Origin of the sequence: Formosa sp. L2A11, from assembly GCF_009796865.1 — a bacterium.
GTDB lineage: Bacteria > Bacteroidota > Bacteroidia > Flavobacteriales > Flavobacteriaceae > Formosa.
Genome location: NZ_CP047028.1, coordinates 3,171,604 through 3,190,893 on the forward strand (window position 1 = coordinate 3,171,604; position 19,290 = coordinate 3,190,893).

The window sequence follows — 19,290 nt, forward strand, 5'->3', positions numbered from 1 at the left end:
TTTTTTAACTTTGTTTAATGGGATATTTAGAAAATATTACCCTGCACTCTACCATTAGCCGTACACGACAATTATTTCCAGAAGACGTTTTTGAACGCTGTGTATCCGCAGGTATGGTCGCTGGACACACGCAAACAATAGATTCTGCTCCTGTAAAAGCCAATGCTTCCATGGATACTTTAGAACTTAAAATTCCTGAAGAAGATTTAGAAGATCACCTACGTCAAATTCGTAACATTAGCAATCGAGATAAGCACACCCCTTTAAGGCAATCTAAAGAAGATAAAAATCAGCAAACTTTATCTGCATCTCACAAGGAATTACAAGCTATAAAAAGCCGTAATATCAAATGGGCAAAAGATCAAGATGCTCGCCCTGGAGCCGGTGCTAAAGGCAGTCGTTATACGAGTAACAAAACACATTATAGTCCCACAGATCCTGACGCACGTATTAGTGTAAAACCCGGTAAAGCAAGAAAACTTAATTACCTTAGTCAGCTTACTGTAGATACTGCAAACCATGTTATAAGCGATATAAAAGCGTATCTACTATTGGTATCAAGCAAGCTAATAAATGTATGCAACTCTCCGCTATTGCTTACAATCTCAAAAAATATATGAAATTTATTGAAAAACGTACTAAAAGCGATGCAAGAGTACTTGCCCTTTATTTTAGCCTCAAAAACACCCTCTATAAAGCTATTAATACGCTTTTAAGACCTTGTAAATCAACTATAATATTAACTGTATAAAAACAGAAACCGTCTCTAAAGACGGTTTTTTATTATAGTTGAACTATGTATTATAGACTTGTGCAACGATTACCATTGTTAGGTGTTGTTGTTATTCAAAGTCTGGCCAATCTTGAGGAATTAATCTTTCTTCTCCATCTCTAGGCCATTTGTATTTAGTTGCTTTTCTATATTTTTCGTTTTTATGTAAATAAGCGTGTTCTAAAACGATAACTTGTAATCCTTTTTGATTTGCAACTTGATTGAATATAAAGTTAAAATGCTTTTCAAGAGCATCTTTATCTTCGTCAACTATATCTTGATCTATTAAATCTTTAGGGTAATAAGGTCTACTAACTTGATCTATAACAATTAGTCCTGGAACAGGGCTTTTCTTTATTTCAAAAAATTTATGTAATGCGAACATAAACGCTAAATGTATACTCAGATAGTTCTCATCTGAACCTATTGAAGAAAACTTTTCAATATCACCTGTTTCGTTATTATAAAGCTCAATTGTTGGTGTTTTGGAAATAAAATTAATACTGTCTTCTTTATATATATCGTCAATTGGTAAAAAAGATAAATTTTTTGTTGCAATGTTTGATATAAGTCTTTCTGCTTCTTCTATTTTTTCTCTTCTTTGAAGTACTCCGTATTTTTTATTAATTTCGTCATATTCATCAGAATATCTCGTTAATTTTTCTTTATCAAATTTTTCAATTTCTTTTTGATTATCAATGTAATATGAAATTCTGCCTAAAGTTCTTAATTTCATATTATTATTGTCTTTCTGTTTACTTGCTACATCTGATTCTTTTATTAAATTTTGTATTTGCGTTTCTATTTTATGTATTTCTGCCTTTTTATCTGTTATTGATGATTCTAGTTCTGAAATATAACCTTCCAATTTTGGTTTATATTCAGCAACAACTTGGTTCTCTTTCTTTAAAGAATCAAAAGACTCTTTTATAAGTTTTGAAACTTCATTGGATTTAGTTAAATGTGTTTCACAAATAGGACAACTACCATTGTCAAAATTAAATATTTCATTTACACTCAATTTTGATGCTTGATTCTTTGTTATTGATGTAAAATCAGAATGTACAGATCTATTTTTATGAGCAGCATTTTTTTTGCGTTTTAATAAATTTAACTCGGATAGATAGCTGGTTTTTAAATTTTGAAACTCATTTAGTTTTTTATCATTCTCAAATACAATTTTATTAGGTTGCCAATCTTGAAGATTCTTAAGTTTATTAACAATGGAAGAGTTTTCTGTTTCATTGTCTTCTTTTTTTAATAAACCTACTTGAACAGCTTCATTATAAAGCATATTTGACTTTGAAATAGATTCTTCTTTATTTTTATGATAAGCAAGTTCTTTTTTTTCTTCGCTTTCGATTCCTTTTTTTAATCCTTTAAGTTTTTTTAAAGCTTGTAATTCGTCAATACTTACAGCATTTAAAAAATAAGGTAGTGAAGGGATTATTTGTTTTGAAGCATGTGCATCATCTAAACCATGTAGAATTATTTTACTACTATCAATTACTCCTTTATCTAAATACAGATATGGTACTAATTGTCTAATTGAAATATTATTTATATTGGCTGTTTCATCTATGTCAAAATCATTAAAATTAATAATACCAAAACGTTCTGCTAATAATTTTCTTGCTTGTGGTTCTTTTATATTACCTTTTAATTCATTTACACTTGTAGGAATCGGAACTTTATTTCCTATTTCTATGTACATATTCCTAGAACTTTGAGACTTTTGACTAATCTCACGAGCAACTAATATTTCTGTATTATCTTTTACAAATTTGATAGCAACACAAGAAACTTTTTTCTTAATTAGATTAGAAAGATTAATACTTGAAGAACAAAGACAATAATCAATTGTTTCTATTATATAAGTTTTACCTGTTCTTGATGCTCCTGTGATTATTGTAACATCATTAGGTGTAATTTCTAAAATTCTATTCTGGTTATGTTGACTATAATATATTATTTGACTTATGTTCCATCTACTCATATCTGTATAGCTAAATGATTATAAATTGTTTTTACTGAGTTAACTTCCCCCATCCAACCCCCTAATCTTTCAGAGCATTTAAATAAATGGTCAAAATTATATTTTTTGTTTTTTATACTTTTCTTTACTGAATTTAAATTCCCTTCTTCATTTATTGCAAATATATTTTTGAATAAACCGTATTCTATAGCTGGTTTAATAAATTCATTGGAATCATTTATTCTGTCAGAAATATTTAAAATTATTGATGGAGTTTTTTCTATCCAACCAAAAAAACCTGTTCTTACACTTGTATTATCAAAGCTAGAGGACAAATCATTAGATAATATTATGGGGAGTACAATAATAATCAAAGGAAAAGGAACACCTGATTTATTTTTTTTTGCATAACCATTACAAAAATGAAATATTATTAGTGAACACAATGCTGGATTTGTTTCTGCAAAAATGTCTATACTTTTGTTATTCATCTTCATTTTTAGAATTTATTAATGTCATATAATCTTGATGCCAACCAACTCTTTTCTCCTTGGATAAAATTTGATAGCTACCTCTAATTAGATTAGGATTATTGTAATTCGGAGATATGTTTTGAAGTTGATTTATAGATTCTGAATGACTCCAATTTAAAAGGTTTCTTCCTTTTTCTTTTTTACCTTCTTCTGTTGACTCAGATATTTCATCAAATTGGTATGACCATTCTTCTATTAGGTTTTTATCATATTTATGAAGTTTAGCTGATGAAGGTAAATTGTTTTTTATCCATATTCCTCTTTGTATTCTTGCTTTTAATTCAGTAGTAAATGAACGCCTTTTTTGTGTTGGAGAAGCATCAATAATGTTTAGTTGTTGAAGATGTATAGGGTGAGTAAAATCTAGTTCAGGTAAAGTTTGTTCATCAATATCATCAGTAAAACCGTCATTATATAGTTCAGCATTTTTTTTAGACACATATTCTAGTAGCTCACTTAAATATATTGATTCAGTTCTTTCTCGGGTTAGTGATTTTACAGATTCTCTATCCCACCAAGCTATTATAAGTTCGGCAAGAGCGATATGGTTTTTAGGTTGTACACTTTTTTTAATTCTATTAATTACTTCTTTTTGGGCGTTTTCAATGGAAAAAACGGAAGTATTAATTATCGTGTTTTTTAATAATTTTGTTCTTTTAGTTCCTAATTTTATAAAAGCTTCACAACCTTTAAATCTACTTTCATATTTTAATTTTTTTTCTTTTTTCCCTGCTTTTAATAAATCAATATTTTCTTTTTCTATCAATTTTCTAGAATCAATAACTCTTTTAGCTTCTTCCAATAAAAGCTTTTCAAGTTCAGTTCTATCACCATTTTTAGATTTTAAAATGTTCAAAGGGTTTTTATCATCGAGTGACGCGACGGTTGAAAGAGTGAAAGTACCATCGGTAGAATCATTATTATTTATAAAGTCACACCAAACTTTAATTGTTTTCCATAAATCATCATTTTTAATTGAAATTTTAGTATTTGTTGTAGTTTTATGTTTTAATTGATGAAGGTTTTTTTTATCTCCATCTTCATGATAAACATCGTCAAGTGTTTCTATACTAACAAATGAATCCTCATTTTCTGATTCAAAAAGACATATCAATGCATAAATAGATTGATAATAGTATCCTAAAGCTGGTCCTACTGCACTGTGATTTGTCATTTCTTTTGTAATTACACCTAACTCCTTTTATCAAAACTAAATAATCGCTTATCAAGACTAAAAAAAGGGATAGTGTTAATTTATATACTAAATATAATTCTTTAATACTAGGGATAAAAACGGGAAACCGTAAAAGACGATGTTTTTAAGACAAATTATTTTGTTTTGTTTAAATTACCGCAACTTGCAATTGAAGACCATATCATAAAAAAAGCTTACAAAATCAAATGATAGATTTTGTAAGCTTTTTTTATTAATGTCTATTAACTTAATATAAAGTATTTTTTCATATCAGTTCTAGGTTAACTTGGCAAAACACCTATTTTTTTCGATACAACCACCAATTCATATCTCGAGTTAACTCGTATCCTAATTTTTTATAAAGAGAAATTGCTACGTTTCCCTTGTTTGTATGTAAAATAGGTGTTTTTTTGTGCTTTTAAAATGGCTTTTGTATTATAAGCTATTAATTGTTTAGCCAGTCCTTTTCTGGTGTAATCTGGATGAGTTACAACAGCACTAACTTCAATAAAAAGATGTGTTTGCATACGTTGTCCGGCTATAGAAACTAATTTACCATGCTTAAATATACCATAGTAATTTCCCATTTCAAAGGTTCTTTTTTTATAATAACCAGGCATAACCAACCAGACTAAATCATAAATCTCATCCATAAAAGTGTCATCTAACAGCACAATTTCTTCTGTGATTTGTACGTCTGTTAACGAGTTTAAAACCATCTGGCAGCCATTTACTTTTCGTTCTAAAAAAACCTTGCTTTCATCTACAATTGGAGTTTGATGCTCTGAAACGTAAAAGAAATCTTCCGACGTTTCTAAATATGTGTTTGAAGCTTTTGCTGTTTTTGTTTCATCGAAAAAAGCCCCAAAAGGACAAATCTCGGGATTATAAAACTGTACACCATCTAGTTCTACAGCATATTTTTTATGTGTTTCATTTAAGGAATACCAAACGGGATTTTTTAATTGATGTTCTAAATCTATCATTAAAATGAATAAAATTAAGTTTAAATTGGAGAAGCCTTGGCGCATTCAAGGTAACTCACAACTTTTTTAAAAGGTTTGTTGCGCATTTTAAATACCAAAGTTAGCAAATACTCTATTCTTATCTTGGTAAAAAAAGGAGAACACTAGTTATAATACTAAACATAAAAGTAAAACAAATTAGCCTGACACCGTGATAGGAAAACCATAATTAGATGTATATTTTTAAGTCAAGTGAAGAGTTAATACGGTTTTAGTTGTGTTTTACTGCAGTAGGGTATTAGACATAGTTTTTACTCAAATTCATTAGGGTTTTTCTTATATTTTTTCTTGTCTCGCTTTGAAAACTCTTGCAATTTGAGTTCCTCATTAAATGATACGTTACAAATTTCTTTGGTCTGAACTTTTCTATTTGAATTATCTATGTAAAACGTTGGATTTATATATTTAATTTTATAATCTCTATTGCTTATTGTACTTTTAGTATTATCTAATAAGTTTTTGAGATAATGAAAAGTATTAAAATCTAATCGATAATTTGTTTTATTAAATTTTTCTAATTTTCCTAGAGTAGTATGCGGGTAAACTTCCTGTCCTAATTTTACAAATATCTCATTTTTATCAAATCCCTTATAAGTAGCATAAGAACCATCTTCATGTTCTATTAATATAAGATTTCTTTTACTGGTATAGGTCTTATTAATTTCATCGTCATTTTTATATGTATCACTTATTTTAACGACTATTCCTTTTCTCATAGAGTAAATAGTGTCTGGTTGATTTGAGTATACAATAAAAGATTTCCAGTCAATAGGTTTTTCACTTCCAAAATATTTTTCTCCAACATTTGACGCTTCAAGTATTTTTATAGATTTTCCTGTCTTAAAAGGAAGAACATACACTATGTTTTCATTTATTTTGGGGTCAGGATTTCCCATTACATATTTTATTTTATAAGAAAAAGAAATTCCTTTTTTAGTGTTAGCAGGATGTAAGGTAAATAAAGATCCTGAAACATATTTTATTACTTTTTCATATGTTTTACTACAATTACAGTTTTCAAGATTATCAAACTCAAGGGTTAAATAATAACTTCCTGGAACATTTTTCTTATAATAGAACTCGATACTTTTATCGCTTTTTCTTTCATAAGTTATTTCAATTTTTTTATTTTGAGCATAAATAGATTGGGATAGTGTAAATAATATGACAAAAAGGGGTATTATTTTCATGGTCTTTAATTTTGCCCAACTCCCATTATACCAAACAAACCAAAGTCTATCTCGTAAAGAGTCTTAATTATATATACTAAACTTAAAAGTAAAACAAATTAGACTAATCGGGTTGCGGGAAAACCGTAATTAGGTGCGTGTTTTTAAAAGACTATATTATTTCCTTTTATGATTTACTCTTAAGCCAAAGAAACCTTCTGAAAAACTTGAAATGTAATCTTTCCGTTTCAAATTAGTCAATAATTCTCTATTATCAGGATTGTCTTGAATTTTCGCTCTTTTATCTCTATTTGTGATTTTTTCATAACTGCTATCTAAGTTGTTTAAGAATTTTTCAATGAAAGTTACATCTGCACTAAAAAGATTCTTATTGAATAATTTTATTCTATTAGCAATCGGTACACATTTGTTTATGATTAAATCTTTGAAAAGCAACTCATTTATTCGAAATGAACTATCATTTAATATAAGTTGACTTATTAATTTTAAATTCTCGGAGTTTGATGCAATAGTGTCATTTGAACAAGTTTCTAAAAACTTAAGTTTTTCTAAGTTGTTTAGTGTTGTCGATTTTAAAATTAATTCTACATCATTTGAATCTAAAACGAGTTCCTCAATTTTTTCAATAAATTTAGATTTATATTTCTCTAACAACTCAATGGCTGACGTCTGATATTTTTCTTTTAAAATATTAAAACTTTCAATTGTTGGACTAATTACTTTATTCTTGATTAATGATTTAACTTTTTCTTTATCAAGATTATCAATATTTAATCCGCTATACCTCCAAGGAACTGAGTTTGTAATTAAATCAAAGGATTTATTTTCGATATCGTTTGATTGGATTAATAGTTCACAGAATACACCAAAAATGTTTTCATCATTAACTTTAGTTGGTATTTTTACTTTTGATAATTTGTTCGCATTTTCAATATTATTAATGAAGTCAATAGTTGAGTCTAATATTTTATCTTCAGACTTTATGAAAAAGGACAATAAGTTTTCCCATTTAGGCTCTATTTTATTATTTTCAATAATATATGACAACAAATTAGCATCTTCAATAAGTGAAATATCAGATATTTTTGTAACTACTTTTTTAATGATTTCTTTTTTAAGTCTTAAATTTAAATCTGAGTGGTTTAATAGTTCTAAATACGATTTTTGTTCCTCATTAATATTCGTATCAAGCTTTAAGTAAATATTCGTTATGTAGTCATTTATGTAAGCTTCTATGTAGTTAATAAGACTATTCGAATTTGAGTTTTTAATTGAAGAATAATTAGAATTATCAAAGCTTACTTGTTCAAATTCACCATATTTTTTAATAATTTCACTAACCATTTTTTCGTTAAACTCATAATGATTATTCTCATAAATAAACTCTAAAATGCTTTCTGGTGAATTCTTAAAGTCTAAGTCAACAAATTTTAATTCTAAATTAGAGATAATATTTATTAGTTTATCAGTGTTAGAAGTAATGTTTAAAATATCAGGGTCTTTTGTTAGATGATTTTTTAGATTAGATTGTTTTTCTATTTTAATAATAGATTCAATTTCTGCATATTCTATGATGTATTTTAATATAGTATTTAAGTGTTCATCAGAAAACGCAACATCATTCACATAATATTCCCAAATACCAATCCAATACTCACATAGCGTTTTAATAAATAGATTTAAATTTTCTGTTATATCAACAAAGCCGTTTATGAATAGAATAGAAGCAGGGGATTCATCTTTTAATTTGGTAAAAATATATTCTAAAGGAATATTATTCGTTTTATGATTTTTAAGTAAACAGTCTAATAAATCATAATTTAAGATATATTCAGAGTTAAAATCAATTGGATTTATTTTTGAAATTACTTTATCAATTTTTGAAAGTTTATAATCAAACTCTAGTTTTTGTCTATTTCTTACATTAATAATAAATTTATGGTCATTTCTTGTTATACTACCTTCGTGAAACAAAGAAATGTAATCTATATAATCTTCTGTTATATATCCACTTCTAATTAAAGTTGTGATGAAATCTTTATCTAAATTTTCATTTATATTTAAATCAATGTCTATGTTTTTTTGTAATAATTCAGAGATTTTTAAATTTCTAGTTGTAATTTTTTGTTTCTCTAGTCCTTGTATTTCTTTTCTCAAAGAGTTTGATTTATTTGATTTAATATCTAGTATTTCCTGTTCCATTGCATTATAGGATTTATCAGGATTAACTAACTTTTCAATTTCAGAAAAAGAGTTTTGTACTTTTTTTTCAGTATAAGCAATTCTATAGTAACAATTGTTGGCATCTGGCGTTTTGAAATAAATTTTATTCTCTTTTAGATATTCAAAGTTTTCATCTTTTAATAAATCATTAATAGTAACAGATTTGTTATTAATAATAAAAGAATTAAAATCACCTAATGTTGCTATTATTTGAAGAATATATAATTGGCGAAGTTCTTTAATGTTTTTGATGTTTACCAATTCGAGATTTTTAATCTCTTCTTTCAAAATTGTTATTTTTTCTTCTATTCGATTGACCTCTTGGTTTACATATTTTGATTTGGAGTTTAAAATATTGTATAAGCTACCTTCATTTTTACTTAAAGAAACAAAATCATTAGGGTATTTATTTTTGTAAGTAATAATTGCAAATAATTTATTTTGATTTAAAGGAGTTTCTCCTTGTTTTACTTTGTATAAATAAAATTCATTAGAGATATTATGAAGTAATCGCATATCATCTATAAAAAAGGAGATGTCTTCAATAAAAGTTTCTGTTAGGTTGTATTTATATTTTTCCTTCTTGCGTAGTAAAATTTCACTTGAATTTGATGAGTTAATTACTGGAATAACAGGAATTATGAAATCAAAAAATTTAATTCTTTCATTGTCTGAAAACATATCATCTCTTACAGCATATATGAATGTGATGTTTTTCTTTTTGGTTTTTTCGGAGTTGTTTAATAGAAGGTTAATTTCTCTAAGTTTTGTGAAAATTTCAGTTTCTTCAAAACGGTCAAGGTCTTCTATAATTACAACATTATAAGGTCTTATTGAAAAGAAATAAAGGATTTCATCTAAATGATGGTTCAATATAGACTTGTTAATACTTTCTCCAATTCCTATTTCAGCATTTTGAAACTTAAGCTTATTAATTGTTATAGAACTAATAATTCTAATGGATTTATAAACTAAAAAGAAAATACCAATTATAATTATTAAAATACTACTGTAGTGTAATGTGTTGCAAATAAAAATACTTAAAGGGTTATCTTTAAAAACACTTTGTATAAGATATGGATTAAAATAATTTAATAAAGCTATTATGAATAGTAAAATACCGACTGTAGTAAATAAAAGTTTTTTCCCGCTATAACTTTTAATTTTTTTGAATCTGGAATCTGGAATATTTTTATCTTCTTCGTGATAAAATATTTGCTGTAAAATACTTGTCTCTATAAGTCTTAATAGGTCTTCTTTATCCTTTTCAATAGGCTTAGGTTTACTATTGTCATCTTTTTTTATTTTTTCTTCTTTAAATGTTGCTAAAGAAATATTTAGAAATTCTAATTCAGATCCTTTGTAGTTTTTTCGGAAAGTTTTCAGAATTGTACTTTTTCCTGAACCATAAGACCCAGTAAGAGCAATATTTTTTATGTCTTCTTCTTCACGATTTTCAAGTGCCCATTGCAAAGCATTTGAATAATGACCTTCTTTATCACCATTAGTGATGGGGGAAAGAGATGAATAATCTACTTCTATTGGATTTTTTTCGGAAAATTTAAAATGTAATTTTTCAAGTTTTTTTGAAGCAATTAATAAGAAATCAAGTAGTTTTTTTTTCATAAATATAGTTTTCTTATAATTGTAGCCAAGTTCTTGAAACCAAAACAAACCTAAGTCCATCAAGCCCAAAAGCCCTATTAAAATTAATGTTCCTAAAAATAAAACATTTCTATGATATCTTTTTACTGAAAACCATAATCATCAAAAGTAATTTAAAACGTCAAAATAAGGTGCATACCAACTGTTAGTCAAACGCCTATAGTCTCTGCCAGTTATGGTATAGAGTTGCTAAAAATGACATACAAGCGCAGTATAGACCTACATTGAGCTTGTATCGTTTAAACCAAATCTAAAATAATTGCCATCACATCTTTAAACGTGGGTTCGCCTGTCACTAAAAAATCGGAAATGCTCCGGATAGACAAAACAATCACGTTGTATTTAAAATTGTAACTAGAAAACATGAAAAACAATTTCAGACTATAATAAAAATCCATCGCTAATAGTATCAATTTAATTTCAGAATAACACCGTTACTAACTGCGACAACAGATATGGCAAAGACGGGGCAACTTAGGGGTTATAGCGTGGTTATACCATGCTTATAGTAATATATATATAAACCCCATGTATAATTATAGCATTACAAATTCTAAGACTACAAATTTTATAATGCAATATTACTTCCCATCCCCAACCTAAAGACGCTCCTATTCTCTATTAGACTTATATTTTTGAATACTTTATTTTTAAAACAGCCCCATATTCTATACTTAAAACGTTAAAAGAATTCTTTAAATCTATAGTATTAAAATAGGCCCATAAACTTCTTATTACACCAGAATGCGTTACAATGGCAATTTTATTATAATGATTAGGAATAGTGTTTATAAACGAGACCGCTCTATTTTGTAACTCTTGATAACTTTCCCCTTTATCTGCTGGTGTATTCACCCAATCATTATACCAAGGCTGAATGTCTGCATTTGGGATATCACTCCATTTTTTAAGTTCCCACGACCCAAAATCAAGTTCCTTTAAACGATTATCTGTAATATAATTTTTATCGATTAATACTGCTAATTGTGTACACCGCTGTAAAGGACTAGAATATACTTTATCAAATTGTTTAGGAATGGATTCTAAAATATGCTTTGCTTCTAACGGAAACGTATCTTTTAAAGGCATATCACTTTGTCCATAACAAATCCCCCTTTCAATATCGGGTGTAGTATGCCTTATTAAATATATTTCCATAATAGAAAAATACTTAAATAAAATATGATTTCACAAATTTGTTGAATCGCACCTAAGCAGTCTCCTGTATAACCACCAATCCACTTATTAAAAAGCCTTATAAGTATCACTTTCGTTATATAGATTGGGATGATCAATAAAAGGACATAAGGTGTTTCAAATAAAAACAAAGGAAATACGGCTAATACAAATGCAAATATAAAATCAGGACTTGTCCATTTTAAACCTTCAGGAGTTATTGATTTTAATTTTGAAGTATCATCATTTAAGCGAGCATATTCATGTGTAATCATTGTACAAATTGGCATTAACCGACTAACACTATGACCCGCAAGTAATACAAATAGAATAAAATAATAAGTAGGAATTCCATTTGCTTCGGGTAATTCTACCAAAGCTACTAATAATTGAAATTTTAAAAATAGTCCCATTATTAAAGCAATCGCACCATAAGTCCCGATTGTACTATCTTTCATTATCAACAGAATCTTTTCTTTATTCCAACCACCTCCAAAGCCATCAGCAGTATCTGCTAAACCATCTTCATGAAACGCACTTGTTATCAATAAACTATAAATCATAGATAAAGTAACTGCTATTGAAACAGGTAAAATAGTAAGCATTAAAGTTAATATAAGAGCAGAAAAGCACCCAACGAATAATCCTATAAGTGGTAAATATTTAATCGATTTTTTAGAATATTCTTTATTAAACTCAACGCCCTTAGGCACTGGCACTCTTGTATAAAACATTAATGCCGTAAAGAATATTTGGATTTCCCTTTTCATGGATTGCGTTTATTTATCAGAGACATTTACATCATCAAAACTTGCCATTTGGTTTATAAAATTAACAGCAGATTGTACTAAGGGAAAAGCAATGGCGGCTCCTGTTCCTTCTCCTAATCTTAAACCTAAATTTAATAAAGGTTTAGCTTCAAAATAATCTAATAATTTTTGATGTCCTGCTTCCCCAGAAGTATGTGCAAAAATACAATAATCTAAAACTTTTGGATTTAATTTTTCAGCAACCAATAAAGCAGATGTTATAATAAATCCATCTATTAATAAAGTCATTTTTAGTTCTGCAGCTTGTAGCATTGCTCCTGCTATCATTACTATTTCAAAACCTCCAAAAGTTTGTAAAACATCTTCTACTGAAGTTACTGAAGCATGTTTTTCTATAACCGATCTAAGCACTTGTTTTTTATTTACAACACCTGCATTATCTAAACCGGCTCCCATACCAACGCAATCTTCAATTGGCATATCTAACAACTTACTCATAAGTAAAGATGCTGAGCTTGTATTACCAATTCCCATTTCTCCAAAACCAATAACATTAGTTCCTTCTGAGTAAATTTTGGTTACTATTTCTGCGCCTTTTTCAATACACTTTTCACTTTGAGCTTTAGTCATTGCGGGTTCATTTAAGTAATTTTTGGTACCTAAATCAATTTTTGCATCAATTAATCCTGGTAAATTTTTAAAATCATATTTAACACCAGAATCAACCACTTTTAAATCAATATTATGTTGTTTAGTAAACACATTAATTCCTGCGCCACCGTTTAAAAAATTATACACCATTTGCCAAGTCACTTCTTGCGGATTAGGGTTTACAACGCCATCTTCGGCAATACCATGATCGGCAGCAAATAAGGCAATGGTTGGTTTGCTTAATTTCGGACTTAATGTTTGCTGAATACTACCTATTTTTATAGCAATCTCTTCCAATATTCCTAAAGATCCTTTGGGTTTTGTTTTATTATCTATTTTATGAACTAATTGCTCTAAAATGTCTTGATTTGGTGATTGAATATTAAATTTTTTCATTTTTTTATTCTGTTATATTATCCGATTTTTTATAAATCTCTTTTAATTCCTCTACCGTTTCTTCAGACGGGTTTTCCCACAAGCCTCTTTGAATCGCTTCTAACATACGTTCAGACATATCTTTTAATGCCCAAGGATTGTGCTCTTCTATAAAGGCTTTATTTTCTTCATCGAATAGGTACGTTTCAGTAATTTGTTCGTACATAAAATCTTCTATCAAATTAGTGGTGGCATCGTAAGCAAACAAATAATCCATAGTTGCAGCCATTTCAAAAGCACCTTTATAACCGTGTTCTTGCATACCTTTCATCCATTTAGGATTTACAACTCTAGATCGGAATACTTTTAATAATTCTTCTTTTAAAGATTTCACCTTCGGATTATCAGGACGCGAATGATCACCAAAATACGTTTCTGGCTGACTTCCTTTTACGGTATTTACAGCCGCAGTCATTCCGCCTTGAAACTGATAATAATCGTCGGAATCTAAAATATCATGTTCTCTATTGTCTTGATTTTGCATGACGACTTCTATATTAGAGAGTCGTTTTTTAAAGGTTTCATGAGCCGATTTTCCGCTGTTGTTTTTTCCGAAATACGCATAACCACTCCAATTGATATACGCTTGTGCTAAATCGTCTGATGTTGTCCAGTTTTTTCCATCAATTAAACCTTGTAAACCTGCGCCGTATGCTCCCGGTTTAGAACCAAATACACGATACAATGCTTTTTCTGTGGCTTGTTTTTCATCTAAACCTTCTTCTTGCCATTGCTGTTTTTCTTCATCAAAACGCTTTTTAATAGGATTCTGTTCATCTGTTTCATCTAAAGACGCTACTTTCTCTACAGCTGCATTAAATAAAGAAATTAAATCAGGAAAAGCATCTCTAAAAAACCCAGAAATACGCAGCATAACATCTACTCGTGGTCGTCTTAATTCTAAGGTAGAAAGTACTTTAAAATCTTTAACGCGTCGGTTACTGCCTTGCCAAACAGGTTTTACACCAATTAAAGCCAAAGCTTGTGCAATATCGTCGCCACTGGTTCGCATGGTAGACGTTCCCCAAACAGATAAACCTATAGATGTAGGATATTCTCCGTTTTCTTGTAAATAGCGATCAATAATATTTTTGGCACTTTTTTCGCCTAATTGATATGCCGTTTCGGAAGGAACAGTACGAACATCTACCGAATAAAAATTCCGTCCCGTTGGCAAAATATCTAATCGTCCTCGTGTTGGAGCACCAGATCCTCCTGCAGGAATAAAATGTCCGTTTAAACCTTTTATTAAATGCGTAATTTCATGACTCGTTTTTTGCAAAACAGGTAACGTATATTGTTGTATATGGTTTAGTATGTGATTGGTATATTGTCCAATATTTTCAATACTATTATTATTGACTAATTGATTTACAAGGTTTTTAGCTTTGTTTTCTAGCAACTCAACCGCTTGTCCGTAAGTTCTGCACGAAATACCAAAAATTTCTTTTTCAAAAGCATCTGAAAACACCACATTTATAGGATCGAAATTAAGCTGTAAATCTTCAGCTAAGCATTGCGTAATGCCTTTTAAATCGCCTTGCGGTAAACGATGCAACGCCACAATTAAATCGACTAATTTTTCTGCTCGTGGTAATTGCCCTAAAATATGTAAACCACCTCTAATTTGAGATTCTTTTAACTCGCATAAATACCCATCAATAACTTCTAATAAAGCATCAATATCTTTACCATCTTCATTTAAATCACTTTTAAGATGCGTTTCATTTACAAGCGTTTCAATCTTCGTTTTAATTAGTGTTGCTCTTTTTTTATCGATTAAAGCAGCTTCATAAAACTCATCTATTAACAATTCTAACTTTAGTAAATCACCATAATTTTCTGCCCGTGTCATTGGCGGAATTAAATGGTCTAAAATAATAGCCTGATTTCGTCTTTTTGCTTGTGTTCCTTCTCCTGGATCATTAATAATAAACGGATAAAAATGAGGAATTGCCCCTAAAATAGCCGCAGGAAAACACGTTTCTTTACTTAAAGCTACACTTTTTCCGGGTAACCATTCTAAATTTCCGTGTTTACCAATATGTACTAAAGCATCGGCTTTAAAACTATGTTGCAACCAAATATAATAAGCTAAATACGCAGGTGGTGGCGGTAAATCTGGTGAGTGATAACTGGCTTGTAAATCTAAATTATAACCTCTGCTTGGCTGAATACTTACCAATACGTTTTCTGAAATAAAACCTGGAATTAAAAAATGTCCTTTTTGATAATTCGGAGATTCTGTTGGGTTTCCCCATTGAGCTTCAATTGTATCTCGAAGTGTTTTCGACAATTGATTGTAATACTGATAAAAAACCGCTTCGTCTAACTTAATAGCGTGGCGTTCATTTAAAGTATTTATCGTTTCTAAACTATTAGTAACCGAATTGGTTAATTTATCTATAAGTTCGTTTGTTGTTTTAGGATAATCACCTGCTAAAGCATAATGTTCTTCAGCTAACTGCGCTAAAATTTGTAATGCACTTTGTGGCGTATCTAACCCAACACCATTCGCTAAACGGCTATTTTTATTCGGATAATTAGGTAGAACCAAAGCGATTTTTTTCTCTGCATTGGTTTTTTCCTGTAGATTAATCCACCCTTTAGACATTTGCGCAACAAACTCGCAACCTTCTAGATTTGCAACATAAGAAACCACTTCAGAATCTGTTAATGTATCTTTTTCTGTCGATTCTTTAAAAGAAATGACTTTCGAAATAATTTTACCATCTACTTCTGGCAAAGCAATATTCATAGCGATATCTGTAGGCGGTAAACCGAAACTTCCCTCCTGCCAACTTTCTCGATTACAACTTCCCATAATCGCTTGAATAACGGGAACATTAAAGACATCGAACAAGCTTTGAGACGTCTCATGAAATCCTTGTACGCTAAAACCTGTGGTATTAATTATAACTTGAGGGTTTTCTATATGAAATGTTTTTAATACATCGAAAATTTGTTGCTGTATATCAGCATCGCGATAACCTGCTGCCATAAGTACAACAACAGATATTCCTTCTGCCTCTAAAGCACTAATAAGCGTATGAATAGGCTCTAAATTATTAGATAAATAATAACTTCTGTAGCCAAAAATAATAGCTTGCTTTTTTTCTTCTTGTTGAATTTTTTCATCCCAAATACCTTGTTTAGGATGATACAAAAATAAATCGGGAATCGTTTTAATAGCATTGGGAGTAATTTGTAATTCTGTAATTCGATTACAAATTAATTGTAAAGAAGCTTGGCAGTTTTCGAGTCCGCCAGCTTGAATGTATTTCCAAATTAAATCAACATCTTTTAACGGAATGTTAGACGATTGCATTAACTCTAAATCAGGTTTATTATCGCCCGGTAAAAAGAGTAATTGAATATCGTTTTCTTCACAGCACTCGGTAATCGCTTCACATAAATAATTGTAATAGGCTTTTCCTCCTAAAAGTTTTAGCACCACAATTTTTGCAGACGTAATTACATCTTCAACATAGGTATCTATAGTGAGTTCTTGTTTAAAATAACTAAGATTAGCAAACCGAAAAGACGGTGCATTTTCTACTGAATTATGAATGAGTTTGTAGGCATTATTCATCATGAATAAATCTGAATCTGCTGAAGACAAAAACACAATATCTCCCGGAGATTGATCGATGTAAAACACTCCTTCATCATTAGGATTCCAACCGCCTGGTATAGTAGAAATTAAATGCACGCTTTTATGGTTTATTAAATTATTTTATAGTTACGTCATTCCGAATTTATTTCGGAATCTCATTCATATTAAATATTGCTAATTAAGATGAGAACCTGAAACAAATTCAGGTTAACGTATCCAGAACAGCAAACTATCGTCTAATTAATGAGAATGTGAATGTCCGTGATCGTGACTATGAGCATGCGTAATCACTTCATTATCTTTAGTCAGTTCTATATTTTTTCCAATAACAACTAAACTTGTTTTACGAGCTTCATTGTCTTTCCATGCTCTTTCAAAATAATATTCAAAACGCGATCCTACACCTTGTAAAACCATACGCATTGGTTTATTAGGGATGTTTACAAAACCTTTAATTCTATAAATTTCGTGTTGCTCTACAAGCGCTTTTAAATCTTTTACTAAAGCTTTAATATCTGTAGTTTCTGGATATTCTAAAAGTAAATTTTTAACATCATCGTTATGGTGATGATGACTTCCAGACTTATGGTGCTCTTCATGAATAGAATGGCGATTATCTACATCATCTTCTGCAGATGCTTCAACACCTAATAAAAGTGCATTATCTAATTCACCATTTACAACAGGAATAATTCTAGTGTTTGGTCTTGCTTTAGCAGTAATAATTTTAGTAATTTCCTCGAAACTTGCATCGTCTACTAAATCTCTTTTACTTACAAGAACCAAATCTGCACACACTAATTGATCTAAAAATAATTCTTCTATCGGAGTTTCATGGTCTAAAGAATCATCTGCCAAACGTTGCGCTTGCACACGTTCTCTATTACAAATTTCTCCAGTTGCTATTCCTACAGCATCTACAACAGTTATTACAGAATCTATAGTAATATGTGGTTTTAAGTCTGGCCAGTTTACCGCTTTTACTAAAGGTTTAGGCATAGATAAACCCGATGTTTCAATAACAATATGGTCTATTTCATCTTTACGCTCTAGTAACGTTATCATAGAAGGTAAAAATTCTTCTTGTACTGTACAGCAAATACAACCGTTTGGTAATTTAATTAAATTACAATCCTCTTCACCACATTCTGATGCTACAATAAGTTGCCCATCTACATCGACTTCTCCAAATTCATTTACCAAAACAGCAATACGCTTTCCTTTGGCATTTTTCAGCATATTATGTACTAAAGTTGTTTTTCCTACACCTAAAAATCCGGTAACTATGGTAATTGGTATTTTTTTCATTTTTATATTTTTTTAATCTGAAAAATTTTAAAATATCATATTATGAGCGCACAGTACTATAAAGTCGTTTTTCAAAAAACTCATTTTTATTAAATTTACTTGTAGCGAATTTTGCCATCGCTAACACACCTAAATCTACCAATGGTTCAATAAGAACAACCAACATATAAGCACCACCAAAACTAAGTATGCTTAAGATATTTTCTACAGCAAACCCTTGACCATAAATTGCCCAAAATGTAACCCAAGACACAATTCCTGCTTGAAATACTAACGACAGTTTTAATACTTGTGCATATTTTAATTTGGTATATGGCGTATCTGTAGGTATAATTTTATTAGCAACATAAGAAAGTGCCATTAATGGAACAAGTAAGGTTGTAATATTCATACCGTATTGAGGTAAATCTATTTGAGAAAAGAAAAGGCCCTGAATAAGTAAACCTAATGCCAGACCAACGCTGGCTGGTGCCAATCCAAAGAGTAAGAATAATGTCGAGCCCATAATAAAGTGAACTTCTGAAACACCTACTGAGTAATGTGGTAAAATTTGAAAAAACGTAAAGACTAACATTGTTGTGATTACCGATTTGACTAAGAAAGTCAACGGACTATTCATTTTAATATTTTTAGCTGAAGCTTTTGCAACTGCTATAATTGCGACTGAGGCTGTAACATAAGACAGACCAATTTTTGCTGAATCTACTATTCCTGGTTCAATGTGCATAATATTTGTTTTTAAAGGTTAAACTTTTA

The 19,290-nt window shown here is 29.6% G+C and carries 13 protein-coding genes; 1 reads left to right on the top strand and 12 read right to left on the bottom strand.

Features of this window, described 5'->3' with window-relative positions; all coding sequences use genetic code 11:
* Nucleotides 1–17: 17 nt before the first annotated feature.
* Nucleotides 18–620: a hypothetical protein gene (locus tag GQR95_RS14015; protein ID WP_159023748.1), complete on the top strand. Its 603-nt coding sequence runs from the start codon at nucleotides 18–20 to the stop codon at nucleotides 618–620.
* A gap of 222 nt (nucleotides 621–842) precedes the next feature.
* Here GQR95_RS14015 and GQR95_RS14020 read toward each other — a convergent pair whose 3' ends face one another.
* The 12 genes from GQR95_RS14020 to GQR95_RS14075 all read right to left on the bottom strand — a co-directional run bounded on the left by GQR95_RS14020 (nucleotide 843) and on the right by GQR95_RS14075 (nucleotide 19,261).
* Complete coding sequence (locus GQR95_RS14020; RefSeq protein WP_159023749.1) at nucleotides 843–2,768, bottom strand: DUF3732 domain-containing protein; 1,926 nt, start codon at nucleotides 2,766–2,768, stop codon at nucleotides 843–845.
* A complete protein-coding gene (locus GQR95_RS14025) occupies nucleotides 2,765–3,244 on the bottom strand; it encodes a three component ABC system middle component (RefSeq protein ID WP_159023750.1) in 480 nt (159 codons plus the stop codon). Before GQR95_RS14025 ends, GQR95_RS14020 begins: the two co-directional genes overlap by 4 nt.
* Entirely contained in the window at nucleotides 3,231–4,454 is a 1,224-nt protein-coding gene (locus GQR95_RS14030) for an ABC-three component system protein (RefSeq protein WP_159023751.1), read from the bottom strand. The genes GQR95_RS14025 and GQR95_RS14030 overlap by 14 nt, the downstream gene beginning before the upstream one ends.
* 377 nt (nucleotides 4,455–4,831) lie before the next feature.
* Nucleotides 4,832–5,461, bottom strand: a complete 630-nt coding sequence (locus GQR95_RS14035) for a GNAT family N-acetyltransferase (protein ID WP_233265938.1) — start codon at nucleotides 5,459–5,461, stop codon at nucleotides 4,832–4,834.
* 290 nt (nucleotides 5,462–5,751) lie between these two features.
* Entirely contained in the window at nucleotides 5,752–6,690 is a 939-nt protein-coding gene (locus GQR95_RS14040; RefSeq protein ID WP_159023752.1) for a hypothetical protein, read from the bottom strand.
* A 156-nt stretch (nucleotides 6,691–6,846) separates the two neighbouring features.
* On the bottom strand, nucleotides 6,847–10,539 hold the full coding sequence (locus tag GQR95_RS14045) for a hypothetical protein (protein WP_159023753.1): 3,693 nt from the start codon (nucleotides 10,537–10,539) through the stop codon (nucleotides 6,847–6,849).
* A gap of 666 nt (nucleotides 10,540–11,205) precedes the next feature.
* On the bottom strand, nucleotides 11,206–11,736 hold the full coding sequence (gene cobC, locus GQR95_RS14050; RefSeq protein ID WP_159023754.1) for an alpha-ribazole phosphatase: 531 nt from the start codon (nucleotides 11,734–11,736) through the stop codon (nucleotides 11,206–11,208).
* Nucleotides 11,721–12,524 carry an adenosylcobinamide-GDP ribazoletransferase gene (locus GQR95_RS14055; RefSeq protein WP_159023755.1) on the bottom strand — a complete coding sequence of 268 codons (804 nt, stop codon included), beginning with the start codon at nucleotides 12,522–12,524 and terminating at the stop codon, nucleotides 11,721–11,723. The genes cobC and GQR95_RS14055 overlap by 16 nt, the downstream gene beginning before the upstream one ends.
* 9 nt (nucleotides 12,525–12,533) lie before the next feature.
* Nucleotides 12,534–13,571, bottom strand: a complete 1,038-nt coding sequence (gene cobT, locus GQR95_RS14060; protein WP_159023756.1) for a nicotinate-nucleotide--dimethylbenzimidazole phosphoribosyltransferase — start codon at nucleotides 13,569–13,571, stop codon at nucleotides 12,534–12,536.
* 4 nt (nucleotides 13,572–13,575) lie between these two features.
* Nucleotides 13,576–17,322 carry a cobaltochelatase subunit CobN gene (gene cobN / locus GQR95_RS14065; protein WP_159023757.1) on the bottom strand — a complete coding sequence of 1,249 codons (3,747 nt, stop codon included), beginning with the start codon at nucleotides 17,320–17,322 and terminating at the stop codon, nucleotides 13,576–13,578.
* A gap of 144 nt (nucleotides 17,323–17,466) precedes the next feature.
* Nucleotides 17,467–18,534 carry a cobalamin biosynthesis protein CobW gene (gene cobW / locus GQR95_RS14070; protein ID WP_159023758.1) on the bottom strand — a complete coding sequence of 356 codons (1,068 nt, stop codon included), beginning with the start codon at nucleotides 18,532–18,534 and terminating at the stop codon, nucleotides 17,467–17,469.
* 40 nt (nucleotides 18,535–18,574) lie between these two features.
* The gene (locus GQR95_RS14075) at nucleotides 18,575–19,261 is read right to left on the bottom strand and encodes an energy-coupling factor ABC transporter permease (RefSeq protein WP_159023759.1); all 687 of its coding nucleotides are present in this window, start codon (nucleotides 19,259–19,261) and stop codon (nucleotides 18,575–18,577) included.
* Nucleotides 19,262–19,290: the final 29 nt, after the last annotated feature.